Here is a 24,373-nt window from a genome sequence, read left to right as displayed (position 1 = left end):
AGGCAAGGAGGTTTCGATGAACGCACATGCTTTTACCAGCGATGTCGCCTTCACGCCGACGGTCAAGGCGATCCAGGCGCGCAAGGGCTCGCGCCAGTCCTACGCCCGCGTCGAGGAGCGCGGCGGCTGGCAGTCGGCGATCACACCGGACCTCGCCGCATTCATCGAAATGCAGACCAGCATCTTCCTGTCGACGGCCAATGGCGATGGCCAGCCCTACATCCAGCACCGCGGCGGCCCTGCCGGCTTTCTCAAGGTGCTCGACGAGAAGACGATCGGCTTCGCGGATTTTTCCGGCAACAGGCAATTCATCACGCAGGGCAATCTGGCCGACAATCCGAGGGCCTTCCTGTTCCTGATCGACTACATGATGCGCCAGCGCATCAAGATCTGGGGTACGGCGCGCGTTGTCGAGGACGATGCCGAGTTGACGGCGAGGCTGATGCCGCCGGACTACAAGGCGCGCACCGAGCAGATCATCCTGTTCACTGTCTCGGCATGGGATGCCAATTGCCCGCTACATATACCGCAGCGCTTCGAGGCGGCTGATGTGGCAGCCGCGCTTGGCGAGCGCGACCGGCGCATCCAAGACCTTGAACAAGAGATCGCGCGCCTCAAGGGCGTTTCAGGGGCTGTCGCCAAGCAATGACGCGGCTCAGCCGCCGGCGGCGGTCTCGGCCAGGGCGATTCCCTCGGGCGTCGGCTTCACCGGGATAAACCCGCGAGCCAGCGCCAGCAGGTACTTGGTGTATTCGGTGAACAGCACGCGCACCGCGCGCGGCTTGGTCAGCCAACTGCCATTATCCAGGTTGGAATTGACCACCGGGTAGGGTTCGAGCTTGGCGCCATGCAGCAGCCGGCCCATCTCCAAAAGGCTGCGCGGCATGTGATAATTGTTGGTCACCAGGATCACCGTGCCATAGGCATGGTTTTCCACCCATTTGGCGCTTTCCTCGGCATTGCCGATCGTGTCGAGCGCGGCGCGATCGATGTCAACACAGCAGGAAAACAGTTTCTTGTCGCCGCCGGTGGCCGCCTGAAGCTGGCGCCGGCTGGCCGAGGGGTGCACGCCGCTGATCAAGAGCCGCTCGCCCTTGCCGGATGCGAGCAGCTCCATCGCGGCGTCGAGGCGCGACTGGCCGCCGGTCAGCACAATGATGGCGTCGGCCTTGGCCGGGTTGGCGGGCGTGGTCAGATGACTGACCTTGCTGGCGAACCAGCCAAAGCCGCCAGCGAACACTGTTGCAAGCACAAGCAGGGAGAGAGCGGAGAAGCGCAGGGCGGTCCTTAGATGGCTAACCCTGCCACGGCCGCGCCAACGGTCAACCACCACTGGCAACTGTCCAGCCGTCCCGGTCGAATCCCGCACGTCCATGGTCATATAGTTAATCCTCAAATGCGGCCTTTGATAGGTAAAAGACGCACTTTGCGTTACGCGAATTCTTTCTCCGTGATCGCCCTGTTTCCGTCCAAGCCAAGACGAGGTCCTTTCATGCATCGGGTTGGCGAACGTCGATGTCGCTGAGATAGGCAACGACGGTGACGTGCGAGGTTGCCGCCGTCAGCGCGCCAATCACCAGCACCATCAGGACGACACCTGCGTAACCCGCCGAGCCGATGGCGAAGTTACCGAACAAAGCGGTCGCCTGATCGGCCTGCGGCGTTGCCATGTTGCGTGACGACCACCAGGAGAACACGATGAAGACGAGCACCGCCGCCGCTCCGCCGGCGGCCGCGCCCTTCATGCCGGTGACCAGAAAATGCCGGCGGAATTCGCGTGCGATGAAGCGCGCCTCGGCGCCGACGAAATGCAGCACCTCGATGATGTGGCCGTTGCCGTCCATGGCCCCACGGGTCGCGAACACCACGGTCAGTACCGTCGCCGACAGCATCAAGGCCAGAACGGCAACGCCTATGGTCACCGTGGTACGGGCCATGGCCACCAGCCGGTCGACCCAGGTGCGGTGGTCGTCGAGCGATGCACTCGGCAGTTTCGGCGTGATCGCGGCGCGCATGGCCGCGAAGTCAGGCGGGCTGCTCTCGTCGATGGTGACGATGATCAGGCGCGGCACGGGCAGGTCGTCGATGTTGAGACCCGAACCCAGCCAGGGCTCCAGCAGCCTTGCGGTCGCTTCGCGGTCGATGATCCGGGTCGACTTCACGCCAGGGAATTCGCCGGCGATCCGTGACGCCTGGGTAAGCGCCGCCTCCATGTCGAGGCCGTCGGCCGGCTTGATCTGGATCGTCGCCTCGCGCGAGATCTGGTTTTCCCAAACCGAGGCTGTGTCGCGCACCAGGGTCACCGCGCCGAAAGTCAGGCAGGACAGGAAAGTCATGATGGCGATGACCAGCACCAGAGCGCGGCCGGCAATGTTCTGCGCCGGCACGATCGGCGCCATCTTGCGTTGTGCGCGCGGCCTCGCCTCCACCGCCTCGGCATCCTGCTCCTCGAAATGGTCGGCCGATAGCTCGGTCTCAGTCATAGATATCAAGCCTTCCGCCGGCCAGGATCATGCGGCGCGCGTCGACCTGCTCCATCAGGCCAAGGTCATGCGTGGCGATCACAACGGCGGTGCCAAGCCGGTTGAGCTCGATGAACAGCCGCAGCAGCCGCCGCGCCAGCGGCGGATCGACATTGCCGGTCGGCTCGTCGGCGAGCAGGATCTCCGGCTGCTCGATCAGGGCGCGCGCGATCGCGGCGCGCTGCTTCTCGCCTCCGGACAGGACCGGCGGCAGCACATGCATGCGCTCGCCCAGCCCCACCCATTTCAACAACTCGGTGACGTCGGTGCGGTAGCTCGCTTCCTCGCGCCCGCGCACGCGCAGCGGCAGCGCCACATTCTCATAGGTGGTCATGTGGTCGAGCAGGCGAAAGTCCTGAAACACCACGCCGATGCGGCGGCGCAGATGCGGCAGTTCGGTGCGCGAGATGCGCGAGCGGTCCTTGCCGAAGATGGTGATCAGTCCACGCGTCGGTTTCAGCGACATGAACAAAAGGCGCAGCAATGTCGTCTTGCCGGCACCCGAAGGCCCGCTCAGGAACTGGAAGGAGCGCTCCGGTATGTGCAGGGAGATGTCGCGGAGGATTTCCGGACCCATGCCATAGCGGAGGCCGACATTTTCGAAGCGAATCAATTTCGACGACCTGAATTTCCTGGCCGCGGCGAACCGGCCTGTTTTGTGAAAAGACCATCGGCCGGCATGGTTAACCGGCGGTTAATTCCTGGCTCGTTTAGGCTCTTCAAGAGGGCTCCGGTGGGGAAGCGTTAACCATTTGTGTTTACGCAAAAGAAACGAAGAGCGAACACGCGCAATACTGGGGCCATGATGGCTGACGAACGAACCGCGCGCCCGGTTTCCGGCGAAATCATGACCGATCCCGCGGCAATTGCCGCAGCGGACCGGATCTTGCGCGCTCCGGCGGCTGATATCATCGATGCAGATTATATGGTGTTGCCGCGGCCGGCACCTCCAGTCGGAAATGTTTCGTCCCTGCCGCGTGCGATTGTCACCCCGGCCATCGAAGGCATGGACATGCTGCGCAAGCCGGAAATGCCGGCGGAACGGCCGCCGGCCTCGCGCGGCGGTCCGATCTTCTGGATCGCCGGCATCGGCGCCGCCCTTGCCGCCTTCTGGGTCTCGGGCGGCCATGCGCTGGTGCGCCAGGCACCATTCCTGCCCGGCGCGCAAGCGTCGGCGCTGACCATTTCAGGCGTGACGTCACGCGTCGATGCCTCCGGCGCCAATCCGGTGCTGTTCGTCGACGGCGAGGCCGCCAATGACGGGGCGATGCCGGCGACAATGCCGCCACTCGAAATCCGGGTGACGGGCAATGACGGGCGCACAACCCGCTATACGCTGGGGACATCTGGCCATTCGCTGGCATCCGGCGAAAGATTCGGCTTTGCCAGCCGGCTCGACGTGCCTAAGAACGGCGTAAGGACCGTTTTGGTCACCTTCGCCGAATAGCGTGTGTCGATATTCAGGTGAAGCCGGCCTGCAAACGGTGGTTCCCTGCGCTTCCGGTGCTCACGTACGCTCCGCTCCGGTTCTCGGAAACCACCGCTTTCGGCTCGGCCTGACCTGACTCTCAACATACGCTCTATGTGAAGGCGTTGGGAAAAAACTGGAGGGGCGAGAAATGCCAAACGTGCGCGGCAAGGACATCGAAGTCCTGTTTTCGGCATCGGCGATCGCGCGGCGCAATCTCGAACTCGCCAAGGAGATCGCCGGGCACGATTATCACGATCTCCTGGTGATTTCGGTGCTGAAAGGCTCGTTCATCTTCGCCGCCGACCTGATCCGCGCCATGCATGATGTCGGCCTGTCGCCGGAAGTCGAGTTCATCTTCATCTCCAGTTATGGCGCCGGCACAACCAGCGGCGAGGTTAGGGTGCTGCGCGACATCGACAACGAGGTCGCCGGCCGTGACGTGCTGTTGATCGACGACATTCTGGAATCGGGCAAGACGCTGAGCTTCACGCGCGACCTGATGCTGTCGCGTGGCGCGAAAAGCTGTTCCATCGCCGTGCTGCTCGACAAGCGCATGCGCCGCCAGACCGCGCTGAATGCCGATTATGTCGGCTTCGACTGCCCCGATTATTTCGTCGTCGGCTATGGCATGGATGTGGCGCATGCTTTCCGTGAATTGCCGTTCGTGGGTGTGGTGAAAGGCGATGTGTAAGGCGAGTGCCTCGCACCGGTGAATCCTGAAAAAGGCCTTAACGGTGTCAGGAAAATTAGTCTGGGCGAGCGCCTGGGTTTTCAGGAAAAGTCAACGTTTCGCCACCAAATATGCCGGCCATGGCAAAGCTTTTGATCGTCGAGGACGATGAGTCCGTCCGCACCCTCGCAGCCCGCGCGCTCGAACGCGCCGGCCACGCAATCGATATCGCCGCCGATGGCGCGCAGGGGCTTTCGCTGATCCGCGCCGCAAAAGGCGGGTACGATCTCGTCGTCTCCGACATACGCATGCCGGAGATGGACGGCATCGAGATGGCGGTTGCGGCAGCCGCGCTTTTTCCCGCGATGAAGATCATGCTGATGACCGGCTATGCCGACCAGCGCGAGCGCGCCGATGAATTGAACGGCATCATCCTCGATGTTGTGCAAAAGCCCTTCACGCTCGCCGAGATTCGCTCTCGCGTCGAACGGGCGCTGATCTGCTTCGCCTGATCAGGCTGGATCCCTGGCGACAAGCGCCGGTGCCGGGCTGGCGCGGCGCTCGGTGTTGAGTGCCAGCAGGCCGGCGCCGATGATGAGCGCCGCGCCGATCACCGTCGCTGACCTGGGCACCTCGGCGAAGAACAGGAAACCCCACAGCGGCGACCACAGGATGCCGGTATATTCGAAGGTGGCGACGCGGTTGGCCGGCGCCAGCCGGTAGCCTTGCGAGAGCAGGATCATGCCGGCCGAGGCGACGAAACCGCAGGCGGCCATCTTGAGAAAATCCGGCAGCGTCGGCGCGATCCATGGTCGCACCAGGAATTCGAGGCTCGGGTGGACGGCGTGGGTTATGCCCGCAATGTGGAACGTGCCGGCGACGACGGCCGCGCCGGTAAGATAGGCGCCGTTCTGGTAGAAGGCCATGACAGTGGACGATTCGGTATCGCCGATCTTGCGAGCCATCAGCTGCGAGAAGGCGTAGAGCACGGCCGAGCCCAGCGACAGCAAGGCCGCCCAGTCGAACAGCCCGGCGCCGGGGCGCAGCATCACCAGCACGCCAAGCATGCCGATCAGCACGGTCGACAGCGTCTGCCAGGAAACGCGCTCGCCGAGATAGGGGCCGGCCATCGCCATGATGCAGAGCGGCGCCATGAAATAGAGCGCCACGGCGTCGGCCAGCGGGAGGGCGGCGATGGCCAGGTAATAGACCGTGTAGGAGGTGAACTGGATGAAGGCGCGTATCGTCAGCAGGCCGAACCGTTTCGACAGGATTGCCCGCAGCCCGACATCGGCGTGAACCAGAACGATCAGGATCGGCAAGGCTACGATCGAGCGGATCGCCATCACCTCGGTCACCGGGTAGCCGCTCGACACGGCTTTGACGAGCGGATCCTGCAGCGAGAAGACCAGCACGCCCAGGCACAGGCTCAGGATGCCACGCACCATCCTATTCTGCATCCGTTCAGGCTCCCGCGCATCCGATCCGGCGACGCTCACCAGATCAAAAAGAACCCGCCACCGTTTTCGGGTAGCGGGCACGAGTGAGGACTCTTGATTGGTCCGCAGCCGATTTCGCGACTGCATATCCAATGGGTGAGGCGATTATCGTTCGGCGTTTGACATGTTGCAAACGAATTGGAATGATGCCAGCGATCAAATCTACTTATGATGGATGCCATGCGGCCAACCCTCGACAGTGATCTCCTGCGTACCTTTGTCGCCATAGCCGAGGCCGGCAATTTCACGAGGGCCGCCGAGCAGGCCGGCCGCACGCAATCGGCCGTGTCGATGCAGATGAAGAAGCTCGAAGAGCTGGTCGGCGACAGCCTGTTCGAGCGAGGTTCACGCGGCGTCGCGCTGACGCGGCGTGGCGGCGAACTCATCGTCAATGCCCGCCGTATCGTTTCGCTGCTCGATGAAACGGCGGCGTCGATGGCGGCGGCGCCGCTCGGTGGGCCGGTTCGCATCGGCATTCCGGAGGAATATGGCCACGCCATCCTGTCGCGCGCGCTCGGCGCATTTTCGAAGCGTCACACCAAGGTCGAGGTCACCGTACGCTACGCGCATTCGGAGGCGCAGATCGCGGCGCTCGCCGCCGGCGAGCTGGATTTATGCGTGGTGTTCGAATGGCAGGATCCTTCCGGCGGCGAAGTGCTGATGCATGATCCGACGGTCTGGGTGACGTCGAACCTGCATCACATGCATGAGGAGCGCCCGGTGCCGATCGCGCTCTATAACCGCGCCGGCTGGTGTAAGGACTTCGCCATCAAATCGCTGGAGCAGCGCGGCCTTGCCTACCGCGTCGCCTATACAAGCGATACCAATGGCGGCCTGAAGCTTGCCGTCACCTCGGGGTTGGCGATCGCGCCGATCTCACGCAGCAACATTCCGGCGGACTGCCGAGAGCTGACGTCCGCGGACGGGTTCGGCGACATCGATTCCTCCAATGTGGTGATGCATCGCAACCCGAATGCGTCAGGCGAAGCAATCGACGGCATGCAGGAGGCAATCCGCGAGGCGTTCGTCAACAGGTAGACGGCTCCATGGAAATGAAGCTGGTCGCTCTCGCCGCTTCCTATTTCAGCTCCAGCAGCCGTTCCAGATAGCTGCGCTCGATGTCGGGGCTGAGCGCATTGCCGAGCCGCTTGCGGATCGCTTCCAGGATCTGGCGCGCGCGCTGAACGTCGATCTCGTCGGGCACTTTCACCGAATCCCCGAAATCAGGACCCTGGCTGGCGCGCGGCCGGCCGAGCGGGTCACGGTCGGCATCCTGCTGGCGGCCGCCTTCCTGGCTGCCGCCCTGATCGCCCTGCATGGCCTGCATCTGTTTCATCATGTCCTTGGCGCCCTTGCGCAGCGCCTCAAGCGCCCGGCCCTGGTGGCCGACGGCCTCGTCGCCCTGGCCCTCGCCAAGCGCCTGCTCGGCGCTGCCCATGGACTTGCCGGCCTCGCCAAATCCTTCATTGGGCTCCATGCCCATGCCCTCGAGGCCTTTCTTCAGCTGCTCCAGATCGCTCTTCAGCTGGCCCTGGCCCTCCTGCAGCTGCTTCAGCGCATCGGCGAATTCCTGCGGCGTCATAGGCTTTGGCTCGCCATTCTCGCCGGGCTTGCCGTTTTCGCCAGATTGACCTTGCTCATCGTTCTGGCCAAGCTGCTCGTCGCGGTTGCGGCCGCGCTGGCGCTCGCCGCGCTGCATCTGATCCATGCGGAAGGTGTCGTTCATCATCTCCTGCTGCCGCCGCAGGATCTCGCCAAGCTTGTCCATCTGCTGACGCATCTGGCTGTCCTGCTCGCCCCCCTGCTGCTGGCGGCCGGCCTGGAGGTTGTTCATCATGTCCTGCAACTGAGACAGCAATTGCTGGGCCTTGTCGCGATCGCCGGACTTCGCCAGATTTTCGATCTGGTCCATCATGCGGTCGATGTCGCTCTGGCGCAGCTCCTGGCCGTTCTGCTGCATCTGCGGCGCGTTCGGGTTCTGCTTGGCGCGTTCGGCGAACTCCTGCAGGAACTGGTTCATCGCCTCGCGCAGTTCCTTCATCGCCTTCTCGATCTCGGCATCGCTGGCGCCATTCTTGATGGCGTCCTGCAGTGCCTGCTGGGCCTGGCGCAGCCGCTTTTCGGCCGCCGAGAGGTTGCCCTCCTCGATACCAAGCGCGATCTCCCAGAGGTAGGCAACCTCGCTGCGCAATTGATCGTCGTTCACCGCCAGCTTCAGCCGGCTCATTGCGCTCATGATGGCGAGGTAGTGGGACATGGTATCGAACGTGTCTTCAGGCCGCAGCGTGATGGCCTCCATCAGGTCGAGCACGCGCGGCTTGGCATTGGCGTCGAGCGCAAGCAGGCGGCGCTGTTCGATCACCGCGCGTGCCAGCGGGTTGGTGAACGGCCGCTCGGGCATCGCGAGCGTCTTGGTTTCGCTTGAGGCGGTGTGGCCGGCGTCGTCGGTGGCGACCAGCGTCAGCTTGATGCTGCTGCCGGCCCAGACATGCTCGGTCAGGTCTTTCGTGGTCTTGGCGGCATTCAACTTGCCGCCGCGGCGCGGCAGTGTCAGCGGCATTTCGGGCGGACCATAGAGCGGATGCGCACCCGGCGGCTGCGGGTCAGCCAGCGCGAAGACCGCCTTGGCGGTGGCGGCGCCGTAATCGTCATCGATCTGATAGTTGAGCTCGAAGGCGCCGTTTGCGGCGCGCTTGGGCTCGCCGACGAAGCGGATCTGCGGCGGCTTGTCCGGGATGACGGCGAAAGCCCAGCGGCCAAGCTGATCCTCCCCCGATTTCAGCGTCAGCGTCCCGTCGCCGGTCAGCTTGCTGGCGAACTGGCGCACCTTCGAAGGCGAGGCGGACGACACCGCCGGGCTTGCTGCCGGCTTGGCGGCGGCTTGCGGGCTTGCGGGGTCGATGGCGCGCGCATTGCCGTCCTTGTCGGCATAGGCAAGCGTTTCCTCGCCCGAGCCTCCGGTAACGCGCAGGGAGACGTCGCTACCCTCGGGGACATGAAAAGTCGGCGTCGCCTGGTTGGCGTCGGCAGTCAGGAAGATCGGCGGCTTGCCGGTATAGGCCGGCGGCGTCACCCATGCGTCGATGCGCGGCGGTACGGCGTCGAGCGTGCCATGTGCGCTGAACCCATCTGTCAGCCGGCCGCCGGTCGGCCCGAAGGAGAAGGCAAAGGCAGTGACCAGCAGGAGCGCCGCCACGGCGCGCAATCCCCACGGGTCGCGCTCCGGCACGCGCGTGCGCGGCAGATCGGCGCCGAGATTGTCGAGCTTTCCAGCCATTCGCTTCTGGTGCTCGCGCCAGAGCGCTTGCGAGAAACTGCTTTCCTGGCCGCTGGGCCGGTCGCTCTGCACCTGTACGGGGCTGTGCAGCAGTCTGTTGGCGGCTTCGATGCGGCGATCGATCTCGGCCGCGCCAGGTATGCGAAAAAAGCGCAGCGGATAAAGCGCCGCCAGACCTGCCAGGCAGAACATGGCGATAAGGCCGATGCGCACCACGTCCGGCAGCCGGGGGAAAATACCGAACCAGGAGACGCTGAGGAACAGGCCGACGACGACAATGAGCGGAAGCAGCAGCGGCCAGCCACGCTCGATCGCCATCGAGACCCGCGTCGCCAGCCGGCTCAAGGCCAGGCGTCCGGCCAGGCCGCGATCGCTGCTGAAGGTGGGTCGTTCGGTCATCGGCCCTTCCTGGAGCCCTGTTCCGTCCTGAAGGACCGTAATGGGCTTCTATCTCTTTGGGCATGATCTGTTCCGAAACTTGGAGTCCACTTTTCGGGATCATGCGGCGAGGCGGACGGGATAGCCCAAGCCTCACGACTCGAAGAATACCAGCAAACACGGCAAAGGCGAGGCAGTTTGAGAAAACGTGTACCCTGCCGAAATGGTTGCAATCAGAAATTGGCGGGGTTTGCGTTGGCGCCACAGACCAGCACGGCGACCCGTTCGCCCGGCGTCGGCGCGTAGCGGCCGGACAGGATCGCGGCGAAGGCGGCGGCACCACCCGGCTCCGAGATGATGCGCACGCGGTCCCAGAGCGCCTTCTGGGCGGCGATGATGTCGTCGTCGCTGACCAGGATGGAGCGTTCGACGAAGGCTTCTGCGATCGGGAACATCATCTCGCCGACCCGCTTCGGCGCCAGCGAATCGGCGGCGATGCCTTCCGCCGGCGCGTCCACCGGATGGCCGGCCGCGAAGGCGCGATGAAGCGTCGGCGCGCCCTCGGGCTCTACGGCGACGATGCGGATGCGGCCGGCATACCAGGCGGCGATGCCGCCGATCAGGCCGCCACCGCCGACGGCGACCAGCAGCGTGTCGATCTCAGGCAGATCGCTTTCGATTTCGAGCCCGAGCGTACCCTGGCCGACCAGCGTCTCCTCTTGGTTGAAGGCGTGGATCTGCAAGGCGCCGGTTTCCTCGGCGAACCGTTCGCTGGCGGCCAGCGCTTCGGCATAGCGGGCGCCGCCGACAACGAGGTCGGCGCCATAGGCCCGGATGCGGTCCAGCTTGGCCTGCGGGCTCACTTCGGGAACGAAGATGGTTGCTCTGTGGCCAAGCCGCATGGCGGCGTAGGCGACGGCAGCGCCATGATTGCCGCCCGATGCGGCGACGACGCCGGCCTCGGGAACCGGCCGCTCCAGGAGGTTGGTGAAGGCGCCGCGGGCTTTGAACGAGCCGGAATGCTGCAGGCATTCGAGCTTGAGGTCGATCGCCAATGGCCCCCGATCGAAGTCGGCCATGTCGACGCGCAGAACCGGTGTGTGCCTGATATAGGGGCGGATGCGCGGTTCCATCGCGGCGATGCGTCCGCCTGTGACGACGTTGCCCTGCGACATCAAAATCTCCTTGGGATTGACAGCAATTAGTAACTTGGCAAAATGGCTAAATGCAAGAGGTTGATGTCTTCAAGGCGATCGCCAACGAGCGCAGACTGCAGATTCTCGACTGGCTCAAGAATCCACGTGCGCATTTCCGGGCACAGGCGGATGGCGATCTGGTCGAGGACGGCGTCTGCGCGCTGCTGATCGCCGAGAAGCTCGGCATCACTCAGGCGACGCTTTCCGAGCATATGCGCGTGCTCGTCCAGGCCGGCCTGCTCAGAACCAAGCGCATCAGGCAATGGACCTTCTACCGCCGCGACGAGGACAGGATCGCCGACGCAAGGGCACTCATCCAGAACCGGTTATAGCGCAGAACCGGTTATAGCGTCGCGGCAGGGCGGCTTACGCAAGCCAGTCCGGCACCGAATCCAGCCCGATCAGCTCGTCATAGGTCAGGCGCGGACGCACGACATGGAAACGGTCGCCGTCGACCAGCACCTCCGGCACCAGCAGGCGGGTATTGTAGGTGCCGGCCTGGACCGCGCCATAGGCTCCGGCGGTGGAAACGGCGACGAGATCGCCCGCCATCAGCCGGGGCAGGTCGCGGTCGAGGCCGAGATAATCGCCGGTCTCGCAGACCTGGCCGACCACGTCGACCATCATGCGCGGCGCGTCGGCCGGCGGCTGCACGACCGGCCTGATCTCGTGGAAGGCATCATAGAGCGTCGGCCGGATCAGGTCATTCATGGCGGCGTCGACGACGAGGAAATTCTTGGCGTCGCCTTCCTTCACGAAAATCACTTCCGAGACCAGGATGCCGGCATTGCCAACGATCAGCCGGCCCGGCTCGAACATCACCTTGAGACCCAATTTGGTGACATGCTTGCGGACGATCTGGGCATAGGCGTCGGGCAAGGGGGGCGGGTTGTTGTCGACGCGGTAGGGAATGCCGAGACCGCCGCCGAGATCGACATGCTCGATGGCGTGGCCGTCGCCGCGCAGCGCTCCGACCAGGTCGACCAGCAGGGCGAAGGCGTCGTCGAAGGGCTGCAACTCGGTGATCTGGCTGCCGATATGGGTATCGATGCCGGTGACCTTAATGCCCGGAAGCGTTGCCGCGCGGGCATAGACCTGGCGCGCCCGCTGCCAGGGAATGCCGAACTTGTTTTCAGCCTTGCCGGTTGAGATTTTCTTGTGGGTCTTGGCGTCGACATCGGGATTGATGCGCAGCGAGATCGGCGCCACCTTGCCGAGCGCCACGGCACGTGCCGACAACAGCTCGAGTTCCGGCTCGGATTCGACGTTGAAGCAGAGAATGCCGGCTTGGAGCGCAAAGTCCATTTCGCGGGCGGTCTTGCCGACGCCCGAGAACAGGATCTTGCCGGCCGGGACTCCTGCGGCGAGAGCCCGGCGCAATTCGCCTTCCGAGACGACGTCGGCGCCGGCGCCGAGCTTGGCCAAGGTCCGCAGCACCGCCTGGTTGGAATTGGCCTTCATGGCGTAGCAGACCAGCGTATCGAGCCCGGCAAAGGCCTGGACGAAGACACGGTAGTGCCTAGTCAGGGTCGCCGTCGAATAGCAGTAGAACGGCGTGCCGACCTGTGCGGCGATATCAGGGATCGCCACGTCCTCGGCATGCAGCACGCCATCGCGGTAGTCGAAATGGTTCACGAGTGTGGTTCCGGAAGTTGAGGCACGATGCGATCGGGTTTGGACAAGACCAATCCCGCCTTCATCGGCGCTAGATCAGCGGGTCGAGAATGAACTTCTTGTCCACGACCGGTTTTTCCGGTTCCGGCGGCACGGGCTGGTGGGCCTTCTCGGCATCCTTGCGTGCCTGGACAGCCGCCTCATAGGGCGTGTCGAGGCCCGCCTTGCGGCCGCAGGCGGTCACGAAGGCAAGCGCCGCAAGCAGCGTCAGCGTCACCAAAATCCTGCTTCCGGTCATCGATCCATCCGTCCGAAACTCTCTGTCCGCCGCTGCTTTTAGCCGAGTTCTCGGTGCATTGCACCCCGGATATTGCTGATCGCAATATCCGGCATTACGCCTTGGCGAGACGCTTTTTCCAATAGCGTATCTGCTTTCTCACTTCCGACGGTGCGGTGCCGCCGAAACTGGTGCGGCTCTTGACCGAGTTCTGCACCGCCAGCACCGAGAATATGTCCGCCGTGATGCCTGGGTTGATCGATTGCAGATCCTCCAGCGAAAGCTTTTCCAGGCTGACCTTCTTGTCTTCGGCCAGCGCCACCGCGCGGCCGGTGACATGATGGGCCTCGCGGAACGGCAGGCCCAAAGTACGCACCAGCCAGTCGGCGAGGTCGGTGGCGGTGGCGTGGCCGGAGCCGGCGGCCTTCTTCATTGCGGCGGCATTGACCGTCATGTCCGCAACCATGCCGGTCATCGCGGCCAGCATCAGGTCGAGCGTCTCGGCCGCGTCGAACACCGATTCCTTGTCTTCCTGCATGTCCTTGCCGTAAGTCAAAGGCATGCCCTTCATCACCGTCAGCAGGCCGACCAGATGGCCGTTGACGCGGCCTGTCTTGCCGCGAACCAGTTCGGCCGCGTCGGGGTTCTTCTTCTGCGGCATGATCGAGGAGCCGGTGGAGAAGCTATCCGACAGCCTGATGAAGCCGAATTGCGGCGTCGACCAGATGATGATCTCCTCCGCCAGCCGCGACAGGTGGGTGGCGCTGATCGCCGCCATGGCAAGGAATTCCAGCGCGAAATCGCGGTCGGAGACGCTGTCCAGCGAATTGCGCATCGGCTCGCGGAAACCGAGCGCGCTCGCGGTCTGGTGGCGGTCGATCGGGAAGCTGGTGCCGGCAAGGGCGGCGGCGCCGAGGGGGCTCTCGTCCATGCGCTCAATGGCGTCGCGCACGCGCGACAGGTCGCGAGCGAACATCTCGACATAGGCCATGCAGTGATGGCCGAAGGTCACCGGCTGCGCCGCCTGCATATGGGTGAAGCCCGGCATGATGGTCGCCGCATGTTCCTCGGCTCGCGCCAGGAGGGCCATGATCAAGCCTTTCAACGCCTCGGCGACACGAAAGCATTCGTCCTTGACCCAGAGCCTCAGATCGACGGCCACCTGGTCGTTGCGCGAACGGGCGGTGTGCAGCCGGCCGGCCGCCGGACCGATCAGGTCGGCAAGGCGGGCCTCTATGTTCATGTGGATGTCTTCCAGCCGCGTCGAAAACTCGAAGCTGCCGCCATCGATCTCTTTCAGGATCGTGTTCAGACCGTGAGCGATTTTTTCTTGATCGGCCGCCGAAATAATGCCCGTTTGCGCCAGCATCTCGCTATGGGCGATCGAACCTCTTATGTCCTGCGCGTAGAGTTTGCGGTCGAACGAGATCGACGCGTTGATCGCTTCCATGATCGCGGCCGGACCCGAGGCAAATCGTCCGCCCCACATCTGGTTGCTGGTCTTCTTGTCGCTCATGGCTATAACCCGTGCTTCGGAGCAGTTTGAGAATATGGCAGACGGAAACAGATTTTTCCCGGCCCGGCGCCTGATCCTCGCCGCCCTGGTGGCGGGAGCGCTGGCCGGCGCGGTCGCGGTATATGTCAGCGAGAGCCGGTCTGGCAACAACGCCGCGCCCCAAGCAGCCGCCGGCGACAGCAAGGACGATGTCGCCTGCGCCGCCAAGAGCGATCGCGCCAAGAAGGTCGCGGCCGCGGCCACCGGCGAGGTCGCGGCACTTTTGCCGGCCGATCCGCCGCAGTCGATGAGGAGCCTCGCCTTCCACGGTCCGGACGGCAAGCCGATGACGATCGCCGATCATGCCGGCAAGACCGTGCTGCTCAATCTCTGGGCCACATGGTGCGCGCCCTGCCGTGCCGAAATGCCGGCGCTCGATGCGCTGCAAAAGGAGAAAGGCAGCGACGCCTTTCAGGTCGTCGCCGTCAACGTCGATGCCGGCGACGACGTGAAACCGAAGAAGTTTCTCGCCGATACCGGTGTGCACACGCTCGGCTACTACCGCGATTCGACGATGACACTGTTCAACGACCTCAAGACGCGCGGTCTGGCGCTCGGCCTGCCCGTCACCATGCTGATCGACGGCGAAGGCTGCCTGATCGCCCACATGAACGGTCCAGCCGAATGGGCGGGCCCCGATGCAAAGCGGCTGGTCGAGACGGCGCTCGGGTCGTGAGCCAGAGCACCTCCAGGATAGTGTGTAACGGTTCTCCGTCCGGAATTGCGTAAAAACAAAAAGCTCTAGGCCGAGCGTACGCTCGGCTTGAGCAATACGAGGCTGCCATCCTGGCGGTCGGCGCCTCGCGCCCGAACACGCTTGCCTTGGCCGGTCAGGTCTCCGAACGCCTCGATCGGCGCCGGCTTGCCGAGATAATAGCCCTGGCCGATCTCGCAGGCCTCGGCGTCGAGGAACTTCAACTCGCCGAGCGTCTCGACGCCCTCCGCCAGCACCGGCAGACCCAGGCCGCGCCCCAGCCCGAGCACGGCGCGCACGATCGCCGCAACCTGGCCGTTGGTGTCGACGGACTTGATGAAGGAACCGTCGATCTTGATCTTGTCGAAAGGGAAGGCGCGAAGGTTGGAGAGGGAGGAATAGCCGGTTCCGAAATCATCCATGGCCACGCGCACGCCAAGCGCCTTGACCTGTCGCAAACTCGCCAGCGCGCGCGGCATGTCCTTCACCAGCGCCGTCTCGGTGATTTCGAGTTCCAGCCTGGCTGCCGCGAGACCGGACTTGAGCAAGGTCTCGTGCACCTTTCGGCTGAAGTTCGGATTGTGCAACTGCACCGCGGAGACGTTGACGGCCACCGTCAGTGGATTTTCCCAACTGGCGGCCTCCTGGCACGCTGCGGTCAGCACCCAATCTCCGATCTGGCCTATGGCGCCGCTGTCCTCCGCCAGCGGAATGAATATGGACGGGGGAACATCGCCGCGTTCGGGATGCCGCCAACGGATCAAGGCTTCGAAGCCGACCATTTTGCCGCTGCTGATCTCTTTCTGCGGCTGGTAGACGAGATAGAATTCGTCGCGCGCTACTGCCTGGCGCAGTTCGTGCTCCATGACGCGCTTGTCGCGAGCCTCGGCGCCCATCGACGCCTCGAAATAGCGATAGGTGTCCCTGCCTTCGGTCTTGGCGCGATAGAGCGCGGTATCCGCATGGCTGATGAGGCTGGCCTGGTCTTCCGCGTCCAGCGGATAGAGCGCGATGCCGATGCTCCCCGATACCAGCCCGCCACCCGCCGAGAGCCGGTTCTCCTCGCGCATCGCGGCGAGCACCGCGTCGGCGATCCGGCTCGCCGCCTGCGGGTCGGGCAGGTTGGGGGCGATGATGGCGAATTCGTCGCCGCCCAGGCGCGCCAGCATCTGTCCGTGGCGAAGAACGCCGGAGACACAGTTCGCCACCTTCTGAAGCATCGCGTCGCCGGCGCCATGCCCATAAAGATCGTTCACCTCCTTGAACCGGTCGAGGTCGAGCAGCAGAAGCGCAAGATGCCCGCCCCTCGCGCCCTTGCCGGCTTTTGCGTCTCGGCTCGTGGCGGCGATTTCGGTATCAAGCCGGCTGGAAAAGCTACGGCGGTTGGCGAGCCCCGTCAGCGGATCGAAATGAGCGAGGCGAAGGATTTCCTGTTCCGCCTTCTTGCGTTCGCGAATGTCGCGGACGGCGACGACATTGTGAGGCTTGCCGCAATAGTCGATGCTTCTGGCGATCAGTTCGACGGGAATTCTCATCCCGTCGCGATTGCTTAGTTCCGCCTCCCACGGCTGTCCCTGGAAGTTGATCAGGTCGGATGCGGTGCGCTCATCGAAGAGGTCGCCAAGTTCCCTTCCGTTCAGTGTCGTGGCGACCATGCCGGTCAGCCTGGCCATGCTGTCGTTGACACTGACGATGCGATTGCCATCGCAGACGATCAGGCCTTCCACCGCGGCGTTGGCTAAGCCGTGCATGCGGTCGACCTCAAGCTTTTGGCGGCGGAAGCGAAGGTCGATCCACAGCGCGGTGGCCGAAAGCACCAGGATCACCAGAGTGGCCGCAGCGGCGGCGAAGGCCTGCGAGGTCGGTGCGACGGTGTGTTGGGATATGGCGATCGAGGAATCCGGGAAGATCGAGACGGCAGCCATGGCGATGAAGTGCAGGCCGCAGATTGCCAGCGTCAGCAAGACCGCACCGGCAAGCGTCGCAGGCAGCGACGAGCCGCGCAGGACGACGCGCAAAGCCAGCGCCGCGAGCGTCACGCCGGCCAGCAAGGAGACGGCGACGAGGAGCAGGTTCCATTCGATCCGGCCCTCGACCTCGAATGCCGCCATGCCGATGTAGTGCATGGCGGCAATACCGCCGCCCAGAACGGCGCCGCCGACCAGATGGTAATCAAGCTCGTCGCGCAAGGTGGCGACCCACATGCCGGCCGCCGTAACCGCCACCGCGCCAGCGAGCGAGAGTACTGAAAGTCCGGGATCATAGGCGTTGGGGATTCCCGGCGTGAAGGCAAGCATGGCGATGAAGTGCGTTGCCCAGATGCCGAAACCGGTCGAGGTGGAGGCGATCGTCAGCCAGGCAAGCCGATTTCGATCCGTCGAGCGGCCTATGTGATGAAGAAGATTGACGGCTGAAAAACAGGAAATTCCACAAATCAGCGCTGCCAGTGCAACCAGCCTCAGATCGTGCTGGTTCACGATGCAGTTATAGACCGTCAGCATCTTATTCCCCCTGGCCCGCAGGAAATAAAGAAAGAAATATGACTGATTAATGCTTGGCTGTTGAAGGATCGATAAAGCCGCCTGCAACCATAGCGTGCTTTTGCGGCGCAAGCTGACCGCAAGAGCACAGGCCAGGTCAGCCGCATCGATTGAAGACGACGGTTATTTCAGGCGGACGGTCACTGTCAGGGCGTCATGATCCGAGCTTGGGCTGCCATCCGGCAACACCGCCGGAAGAACCGCCGGCGCGCTGGCCGCGAGGCCGCGCGTGAAGAACCAGTCGATTCGGCCAACCGGGGTGCCGGCGGGCCGACGCTGGGTGGGCAGGTCCAAATTGTTGGCGGCCTGCCAATCATAGCCGCGCTCGGCAAGGGCCGCGAACAGCGGCTCGTGACGCTCGGCATGGATCAGCCGGTCCGGTTCGCGCATGACCCGAGCCATCCACGCCCGTGGGTCGTCATGGCGCTCCTCGTGGCTTGCCGTCAGCGTGTTGAAATCGCCGCCGAGCAGTACCGGCGCTTGCGCATCATAGTTGTCGATCGCGTCGAGGAGTTTGCGTGTCTGAGCTGCCCTGCCAGCCGGATCGGTTCGGTTTTCAAGGTGCACCGAGACGACCGTCATCCTGCGGTCGCCGATGCGCACCTGGCCGCCGATCGCCATGCGTCCGCCGATGCGCGGTTGGCCGCGCTCCGGCCGAAACCAGCCGCCGGCGGCGTCCAGGCGCACCAGGAAGGGTCGCAGCAGCGGCATGCCACTGGTCACGGCATTGCCGTGAAAGCCTTCCGCGTTGGCGGCTTCACCGGTTGCCATGCGCTCGGCCTCGTTGCCGCCAGCGAGTTCGACGAACTCGACACCATAGGCGAAGGCATGGCCGAGCCGGTCGGCAAGCACGCTGAGCGGATGGCCGTTGCCGGAGCGTGCCATGCCCTTGTCCACCTCGGACAACAGCACGATTTCGGGGGCCTGCCCGGCAAGCGTTCGTGCAATGGCATCGACATGACGGAGCCGCTCGACGTTCCAGGCCACCACCTTCAAGGCCTCGCCGACGTTCGCGCGCGACGCCTTGCCGCCGATTTCGATCTGGCCAAGAGCCGGAATGGCGGCTGCATGCCGCAAATGGGTGGCGCTATCGCGCGGGCCTTCGCGCATCGCCTGCCTGTCGGTGATGGGCACGTGCGCCAGCTGCTTCACCAGCATTTCATCATCCCTTTTAGCCGGGTAACAATGACGGCCTTTACGTCCTTGGAAGTCGCCCTAGCTACCTAAGGCGCCGGTGTGACGTTTTCATGCCGCTGTAGCCGCCGGAGGGGAGAAAAGACCAGCTGTGCACAGGCCCGGGAGGCCACAACAGAACTGTCACATACCTTCTCTAAGAGAGCGGGCAAGGACTTGCGCAAGACCCTTGTCAACAGTCATTCAAGAGGGAAGAAATCATGACGATCATCAAGCGGGGCTTTGCTGCCCTTGCCGCTGGCGTGCTCGGCTCCGCGCTGGCGATGCCTGCCTTCGCGGAACCGACAAAATTCGATTTCTGGTTTGGTCTTTCGGGCGATCTCGCCCGGGTCGTGGACACGCTGTGCAAGAATTTCAACGCCTCGCAGAAGGACTATGAAGTCGTCTGCACCAGCCAGGGCAATTACGACGCCACCTTGCAGAACACCATTGCCGCCTTCCGCGCCGGCAAGCAGCCCACCGTCGTTCAGGTCTATGACGTCGGCACCGCCACCATGATGCTGTCGGGTGCCTACAAGCCGGCCGACAAGCTCATGGAAGAAAACGGCTACAAGATCGACTACGCCGATTATTTCCCCGGCATCGCCCGCTATTACGCCACCTCGAAAGGCGAGATGCTGTCCTTCCCGTTCAACTCGTCTACGGCGTTGATGTACTGGAACAAGGACGCCTTCGCCAAGATCGGCAAGACCGAAGCGCCGAAGACCTGGGAAGACGTCGGCGCCGACCTCAAGGCAATGAAGGACGCCGGCTATGAATGCCCGATGGCGATCAACATCTCGGCCAATGAAAGCTGGCAGCTGATGGAGCAGTTCTCCGCCATTCACAACCAGCCGATCGCTACCAAGAACAATGGCTATGACGGCCTCGACGCCCGCCTCGAAGTCAACAAGACCAAGTTCGTGCAGTACGTCACCGACCTCAAGAAGTGGTATGATGCCGGCCTGATCAAGATCAAGTCGAAGGATCTCGGCCAGGATATGGTCCAGGCCTTTGCCACCGGCACCTGCCAGGTCATCCTGACCTCGGTCGGCGATCACGGCACGGTTGGCCGTACGCAGAAGGAAGGCATGAACTGGGACGTCGCCGAACTGCCCGTCTATGCCGGCACGGAGCGCAAGAACTCGCTCGTCGGCGGCGCATCGCTGTGGGTTCTCTCGGGCAAGTCGGATGCTGAATACAAGGGCGCGGCCGCGTTCCTCAACTTCATCCACGATCCGAAGACCGCCCTGTTCTGGTCGACCAACACCGGTTACATCCCGGTGACCAAGTCGGGCTTCGACTACATGAAGGGCCAGGGCTTTTACGACAAGGCGCCTTACAAGGGCCGCGAAGTCGCGATCGCCAGCCTGACCGCCTCCGAGCCGACCGAAATCACCCGCGGCATCCGCCTGGGCAATTTCACCCAGATCCGCGCCGAGTTCGGCACCCAGATGCAGGCGATCTTCGCCAACAAGCTCACCGTGCAGGAAGGTCTCGACACGCTGGTCAAGAACGGCGACGCCATCCTCGACCGCTTCCAGCAGACATATCCAGGCAAGACCCTGCCCTGATCCAGGGATTTCCCAGACCGCCCGCCGACCTATTTGAGCATGATCCCGAAGACCGGTTTCCAGTTTTCGGGATCATGCCTGGGTCGACGGGCGGACATTTCGTTATTAATCTCTCGCTTGCTTTAAGCTGACCACCCTGCGGCAACGGCGGACCGATGGAAAAACGCGTCACTTTCGGCAGTTGGACAATCGGCATTCTTTTCGCGGTGCCGCAGCTCCTGCTGATCTTCACCTTCTTCTACTGGCCTGCCGGCCAGGCCGTATACTGGTCGCTGACGCTGCAGCAGCCCTGGGGCGGCGGCAACATCTGGGTCGGGCTCGACAATTTCCGCTCGATCCTGGCCAACGCCGATTACTGGAACTCGATCACCGCCAGCCTTGTCTTTGCCGGCATCAGCACCGGGCTTGCGATGTTCGTCGCGCTCGTGCTCGCCGCGCTCACCGACCGCCAGCTAGCCGGCTCATGGCTGTATCGCGTGGTGCTGATCTGGCCCTATGGCATCGCCGCGCCCGCCCTGGCGCTGGCATTCCGCTTCATCCTGGCGCCGGAAGCCGGCTTCATGGCCGTCGTCAACCAGGTCTGGCCCGGCTTCTGGGATCCCGGCCTGGACGGCGCCGACGCCATGGCTTCGATCATCATCGCCTTTTCCTGGAAGTATGTCGGCTACAACTTCATCTTCTTCCTCGCCGCGTTCCAGGCGATCCCGCGTTCCCTGATCGAAGCCGCCGCGATGGACGGCTCTGGTGTCATGAGGCGCTTCTGGGACATCCAGTTTCCGCTGATCACCCCGACCATCTTCTTCCTGCTTGTCATCAACATCACGGAAAGCTTCCAGGATTCCTTCGGCATCGTCGACATCATGACGTCCGGTGGGCCGGCGAATGCCACCAATCTGATGGTCTACAAGATCTACTCCGACGGCTTCAAAGGCCTCGATTACTCCGGTGCCGCCGCGCAGAGCATCATCCTGATGCTGCTCATCATCGTGCTGACCATTTTCCAGTTCCGCTTCATCGAGCGGCGCGTCCACTACAGGTGAGACTGATATGGTCGAGCGTACCCCGTTCCTCAATTTTTTCACGCACCTGATCTTGTTCGTCGGCTTCGTTTTCTGCGTGGCGCCGTTCGCCATCGTGGCGATCGCGGCTTCGCATAATCTCAGGGATGTCAACGACGTGCCGATGTCGCTGCTGCCGGGCAGCGATTTCTGGATCAACATCAAGACCGCCTGGGTGACGGCCGACCTTGGTCCCAAGCTGCTGAACAGCTTCATCGTTGCGACCGGCGTTGCCGCAGGCAAAGTGATCGTCTCGGCGCTGACCGCCTTCGCGATCGTCTATTTCCGATTTCCCGGCCGCACGCTGATCTTCTGGCTGATCTTCATCACTCTGATGCTGCCGCTTGAAGTGCGCATCGTGCCGACCTACGCGGTGGTCGCCAACGTGCTCGAGCCGTATCAGGCTATCCTGGACGCGACCGGCCTGAGCTGGCTGATCGAAACGGTTTCGGGCGTGCAGGTCCAGCTCAGCGTTGGGCTGCTCAACTCCTATCCCGGCCTGATTCTGCCGCTGGTCGCCACGGCGACCGGGACGTTCCTTTATCGCCAATTCTTCCTGACCGTGCCGGACGAATTGACGGAAGCCGCACGCATGGATGGCGCCGGGCCACTGCGCTTCTTCATCGATATCCTGTTGCCGCTGTCGCGCAACAACATGGCGGCGCTCGGAACCATCATGTTCCTATGGGCATGGAACCAGTATCTATGGCCGCTGCTCATCACCACCGACCAGTCGCATGCGATGGCGGTGACCGAGCTCAAGCAGCTCATCCCCAATGTCGGCGGCACTCCGGAGTGGCATATCGCCATGGCCGGCACTCTCATCATCATGCTGCCGCCGATGATCGTCGTGGTGCTGATGCAGCGCTGGTTCGTGCGCGGCCTGATCGCCACCGAGAAGTAACAAGGAGACAAAAAATGGCCTCCATCGCAATACGCGGCGTCAAGAAGAACTATGCCAAGACGCAGGTCGTGCACGGCGTGGATCTCGACTTTGCCTCGGGCGAATTCGTCGTCATCCTCGGGCCGTCCGGCTGCGGCAAGTCCACGCTGCTCAGGATGATCGCGGGGCTGGAAGAAATTTCCGACGGCACGATCGCCATAGACGGCACGGTGGTCAACAAACTCGAGCCACGCGAGCGCGGCTGCGCCATGGTGTTCCAGAATTACGCGCTTTATCCGCATATGAGCGTGGCCCAGAACATCGGCTATTCGCTGAAAGTCGCCGGTGTTCCCTCGGCCGAGCGCAACCAGCGCATCCAGGCGGTGGCCCGCACACTGGAACTCGAGCAACTGCTCGACCGCAAGCCGATGGCGCTTTCGGGTGGCCAGAGGCAACGCGTCGCCATGGGCCGCGCCATGATCCGCGAGCCGAAGGTGTTCCTGTTCGACGAGCCTCTGTCCAATCTCGACGCCAAGCTGCGCGTGCAGATGCGTTCGGAGATCCGCAAGCTGCATCGCCGGCTGAATGCCACCTCCGTCTTCGTCACCCACGACCAGGTCGAGGCCATGACATTGGCCGACCGGCTGGTGGTGATGAATGGGGGACGGGTCGAACAGGTCGGCACGCCAGGTGAAATCTACACCCGCCCAGCCAGCCGCTTCGTCGCCACCTTCGTCGGCGCGCCTGCCATGAACATCCTCGAAGGCACCGCCGAACTCGACGGATTGTCGCTGCTCGGCGGCAGCCGGCGCCTGGCGATGGCTCGCGCCGGCCTGCCGGTCGGCACGAAAGTGGCGATGGGCATCCGGCCGGAAGCGGTCCGGCTGGTGGGACCAGGCACGGCCGGCGCGCTCGATGCCACTGTCGACTTGGTCGAGGAATTGGGCGCGGGGCGGGTGATCTATGTCGACCTCGACGGCGCGCCGTTCTCGGTGATGACCTCGGAGCCCGTTCACCCCGAGCCCGGCAGCACCGTCGGCCTGAAGATCTCGCCTGACGACATGCACTTCTTCTCGTCGGAGACAGGGACCCGTCTCGATGTCTTCAAGGCTTCGGTGCCAGAGCCAGCGCTTTGATTTCCAGCACGCGCGCCGCCAAAGAGACGTACATGAAAATCATCCAGGTCACCGACGTGCATCTTGGTCAGCAAGGTGAGCGCCGCTTTGGGGCCGACCTGCACCAGCGGCTGGATCAGTGCATCGCGCACATCAATGCGCATCACGCCGACGCCGCGCTTTGCGTCTTCACCGGCGACCTGACGGAGACCGGTGCGCCGCGGAGCTATGCCGATCTGCGCGCTGCCCTGACCACGCTGTCGGTGCCGTACAGGCTGCTGCCGGGCAACCATGACCGGCGGGCAAATCTCATCGCCGCGTTTCCCGACGTTCCGGTCGACGAAAACGGCTTCGTGCAGTCGGTCCACGATACCGGCAACGAAGTGCTGTTGTTTCTTGACTGCCTGGCGGAAGGGCGCATCGAGGGCGAACTGTGCGAGAGGCGGCTTGCCTGGCTCGAAGCCCGGCTGGAACGGTCGGGCGGCCGGCCCGCTTACGTGTTCCTGCATCATCCGCCGGTCGCGCTCGGCCTGCCTCAACTCGATCCGCTGGCGCTTCAACAGCCCGAGCGGTTGCTCGACTTGTTGCGGGGCCATGGCAACGTCCGCCATATCTTCTTCGGCCATGTCCATCGAGACATTGCCGGCACCGTTGCCGGCATCCCGTTCTCGGCGCAGCGCGGCCTGCATGCCCGCTTCGAGCTCGCCCTCGAGCGATCGAGCGAGATCGTCGAACAAGCGCCGCCGTCCTACGCCGTCATCCTCATCGACAGCGCCAACGCGTGCGTGGTGGTGCACGGTTGCGATTTTATCGAGCAATGGCCGATCTATTCAGCCGAAACCGGCGAACGCATCATGGCGTGAGCTTGCCACTTCGC

General features: G+C 63.5%; 23 protein-coding genes. 12 read left to right on the top strand and 11 right to left on the bottom strand.

The annotated features are described in order from the left end of the window. Nucleotides 1-16 precede the first annotated feature (16 nt). Nucleotides 17-649, top strand: a complete 633-nt coding sequence (locus LB524_RS11485) for a pyridoxamine 5'-phosphate oxidase family protein (RefSeq protein ID WP_224526273.1) — start codon at nt 17-19, stop codon at nt 647-649. Between the two features lie 6 nt (nt 650-655). On the opposite strand, the gene LB524_RS11480 is transcribed toward LB524_RS11485, so the two are convergent. From LB524_RS11480 to ftsE, 3 genes are all read right to left on the bottom strand, one after another. Then, nucleotides 656-1,381: a YdcF family protein gene (locus LB524_RS11480; protein ID WP_140616823.1), complete on the bottom strand. Its 726-nt coding sequence runs from the start codon at nt 1,379-1,381 to the stop codon at nt 656-658. Nucleotides 1,382-1,490: 109 nt separating this feature from the next. Continuing rightward, nucleotides 1,491-2,483 carry a cell division protein FtsX gene (locus LB524_RS11475; protein WP_140662845.1) on the bottom strand — a complete coding sequence of 331 codons (993 nt, stop codon included), beginning with the start codon at nt 2,481-2,483 and terminating at the stop codon, nt 1,491-1,493. Further along, nucleotides 2,476-3,135 carry a cell division ATP-binding protein FtsE gene (gene ftsE / locus LB524_RS11470; protein WP_010911739.1) on the bottom strand — a complete coding sequence of 220 codons (660 nt, stop codon included), beginning with the start codon at nt 3,133-3,135 and terminating at the stop codon, nt 2,476-2,478. The genes LB524_RS11475 and ftsE overlap by 8 nt, the downstream gene beginning before the upstream one ends. A 189-nt stretch (nt 3,136-3,324) precedes the next feature. On the opposite strand from ftsE, the gene LB524_RS11465 reads away from it, so the two are divergent. The 3 genes from LB524_RS11465 (at nt 3,325) to LB524_RS11455 (ending at nt 5,175) form a co-directional block, all read left to right on the top strand. Further along, the gene (locus LB524_RS11465; RefSeq protein ID WP_224526270.1) at nt 3,325-3,969 is read left to right on the top strand and encodes a hypothetical protein; all 645 of its coding nucleotides are present in this window, start codon (nt 3,325-3,327) and stop codon (nt 3,967-3,969) included. Nucleotides 3,970-4,141: 172 nt separating this feature from the next. Continuing rightward, nucleotides 4,142-4,684: a hypoxanthine phosphoribosyltransferase gene (hpt, locus tag LB524_RS11460; RefSeq protein ID WP_015315535.1), complete on the top strand. Its 543-nt coding sequence runs from the start codon at nt 4,142-4,144 to the stop codon at nt 4,682-4,684. A gap of 119 nt (nt 4,685-4,803) precedes the next feature. Next, nucleotides 4,804-5,175 (top strand): response regulator, encoded by a 372-nt coding sequence (locus LB524_RS11455; protein ID WP_015315536.1) that lies wholly within the window; start codon nt 4,804-4,806, stop codon nt 5,173-5,175. Here the strand turns inward: LB524_RS11455 and LB524_RS11450 are convergent, their stop codons facing one another. Next, complete coding sequence (locus LB524_RS11450; protein ID WP_224526253.1) at nt 5,176-6,123, bottom strand: DMT family transporter; 948 nt, start codon at nt 6,121-6,123, stop codon at nt 5,176-5,178. A 219-nt stretch (nt 6,124-6,342) separates the two neighbouring features. On the opposite strand from LB524_RS11450, the gene LB524_RS11445 reads away from it, so the two are divergent. After that, nucleotides 6,343-7,200: a LysR family transcriptional regulator gene (locus LB524_RS11445; protein ID WP_015315538.1), complete on the top strand. Its 858-nt coding sequence runs from the start codon at nt 6,343-6,345 to the stop codon at nt 7,198-7,200. Nucleotides 7,201-7,240: 40 nt separating this feature from the next. On the opposite strand, the gene LB524_RS11440 is transcribed toward LB524_RS11445, so the two are convergent. Beyond that, a complete protein-coding gene (locus LB524_RS11440; RefSeq protein WP_224526249.1) occupies nt 7,241-9,838 on the bottom strand; it encodes a TIGR02302 family protein in 2,598 nt (865 codons plus the stop codon). A 212-nt stretch (nt 9,839-10,050) separates the two neighbouring features. Then, on the bottom strand, nt 10,051-10,992 hold the full coding sequence (locus LB524_RS11435) for a threonine/serine dehydratase (RefSeq protein ID WP_224526245.1): 942 nt from the start codon (nt 10,990-10,992) through the stop codon (nt 10,051-10,053). Nucleotides 10,993-11,042: 50 nt separating this feature from the next. On the opposite strand from LB524_RS11435, the gene LB524_RS11430 reads away from it, so the two are divergent. After that, nucleotides 11,043-11,345 carry an ArsR/SmtB family transcription factor gene (locus LB524_RS11430; protein ID WP_015315541.1) on the top strand — a complete coding sequence of 101 codons (303 nt, stop codon included), beginning with the start codon at nt 11,043-11,045 and terminating at the stop codon, nt 11,343-11,345. A gap of 34 nt (nt 11,346-11,379) precedes the next feature. Here the strand turns inward: LB524_RS11430 and lysA are convergent, their stop codons facing one another. From lysA to argH, 3 genes are all read right to left on the bottom strand, one after another. Beyond that, the gene (gene lysA, locus LB524_RS11425) at nt 11,380-12,648 is read right to left on the bottom strand and encodes a diaminopimelate decarboxylase (RefSeq protein WP_224526244.1); all 1,269 of its coding nucleotides are present in this window, start codon (nt 12,646-12,648) and stop codon (nt 11,380-11,382) included. Nucleotides 12,649-12,718: 70 nt separating this feature from the next. After that, entirely contained in the window at nt 12,719-12,925 is a 207-nt protein-coding gene (locus LB524_RS11420; RefSeq protein ID WP_023770782.1) for a lipoprotein, read from the bottom strand. 94 nt (nt 12,926-13,019) lie between these two features. Then, the gene (gene argH, locus LB524_RS11415; RefSeq protein ID WP_224526242.1) at nt 13,020-14,420 is read right to left on the bottom strand and encodes an argininosuccinate lyase; all 1,401 of its coding nucleotides are present in this window, start codon (nt 14,418-14,420) and stop codon (nt 13,020-13,022) included. A gap of 34 nt (nt 14,421-14,454) precedes the next feature. On the opposite strand from argH, the gene tlpA reads away from it, so the two are divergent. Continuing rightward, complete coding sequence (gene tlpA / locus LB524_RS11410) at nt 14,455-15,135, top strand: thiol:disulfide interchange protein TlpA (RefSeq protein WP_140616834.1); 681 nt, start codon at nt 14,455-14,457, stop codon at nt 15,133-15,135. Nucleotides 15,136-15,200: 65 nt separating this feature from the next. On the opposite strand, the gene LB524_RS11405 is transcribed toward tlpA, so the two are convergent. After that, a complete protein-coding gene (locus LB524_RS11405; protein WP_224526240.1) occupies nt 15,201-17,654 on the bottom strand; it encodes an EAL domain-containing protein in 2,454 nt (817 codons plus the stop codon). Between the two features lie 162 nt (nt 17,655-17,816). Further along, a complete protein-coding gene (locus LB524_RS11400; protein ID WP_224526237.1) occupies nt 17,817-18,851 on the bottom strand; it encodes an endonuclease/exonuclease/phosphatase family protein in 1,035 nt (344 codons plus the stop codon). A 236-nt stretch (nt 18,852-19,087) separates the two neighbouring features. Between LB524_RS11400 and LB524_RS11395 the strand changes: the two genes are divergently transcribed. The 5 genes from LB524_RS11395 to LB524_RS11375 all read left to right on the top strand — a co-directional run bounded on the left by LB524_RS11395 (nt 19,088) and on the right by LB524_RS11375 (nt 24,359). Continuing rightward, a complete protein-coding gene (locus tag LB524_RS11395) occupies nt 19,088-20,440 on the top strand; it encodes an extracellular solute-binding protein (RefSeq protein ID WP_224526234.1) in 1,353 nt (450 codons plus the stop codon). 155 nt (nt 20,441-20,595) lie between these two features. After that, nucleotides 20,596-21,480, top strand: coding sequence for a carbohydrate ABC transporter permease (locus LB524_RS11390; RefSeq protein WP_015315549.1), 885 nt, complete (start codon nt 20,596-20,598; stop codon nt 21,478-21,480). A gap of 7 nt (nt 21,481-21,487) precedes the next feature. Beyond that, nucleotides 21,488-22,402: an ABC transporter permease subunit gene (locus tag LB524_RS11385; protein ID WP_140662826.1), complete on the top strand. Its 915-nt coding sequence runs from the start codon at nt 21,488-21,490 to the stop codon at nt 22,400-22,402. Nucleotides 22,403-22,416: 14 nt separating this feature from the next. Then, complete coding sequence (locus LB524_RS11380; protein ID WP_140720246.1) at nt 22,417-23,517, top strand: sn-glycerol-3-phosphate import ATP-binding protein UgpC; 1,101 nt, start codon at nt 22,417-22,419, stop codon at nt 23,515-23,517. Nucleotides 23,518-23,549: 32 nt separating this feature from the next. After that, the gene (locus LB524_RS11375) at nt 23,550-24,359 is read left to right on the top strand and encodes a phosphodiesterase (protein WP_140720248.1); all 810 of its coding nucleotides are present in this window, start codon (nt 23,550-23,552) and stop codon (nt 24,357-24,359) included. Nucleotides 24,360-24,373: the final 14 nt, after the last annotated feature.

The organism is Mesorhizobium sp. ESP6-5 (assembly GCF_020164695.1).
GTDB classification, from domain to species: Bacteria; Pseudomonadota; Alphaproteobacteria; order Rhizobiales; family Rhizobiaceae; genus Mesorhizobium; species Mesorhizobium australicum.
Note: the sequence above shows the minus strand (reverse complement) of the source record. Positions and strands in the feature narration are given on the sequence as shown.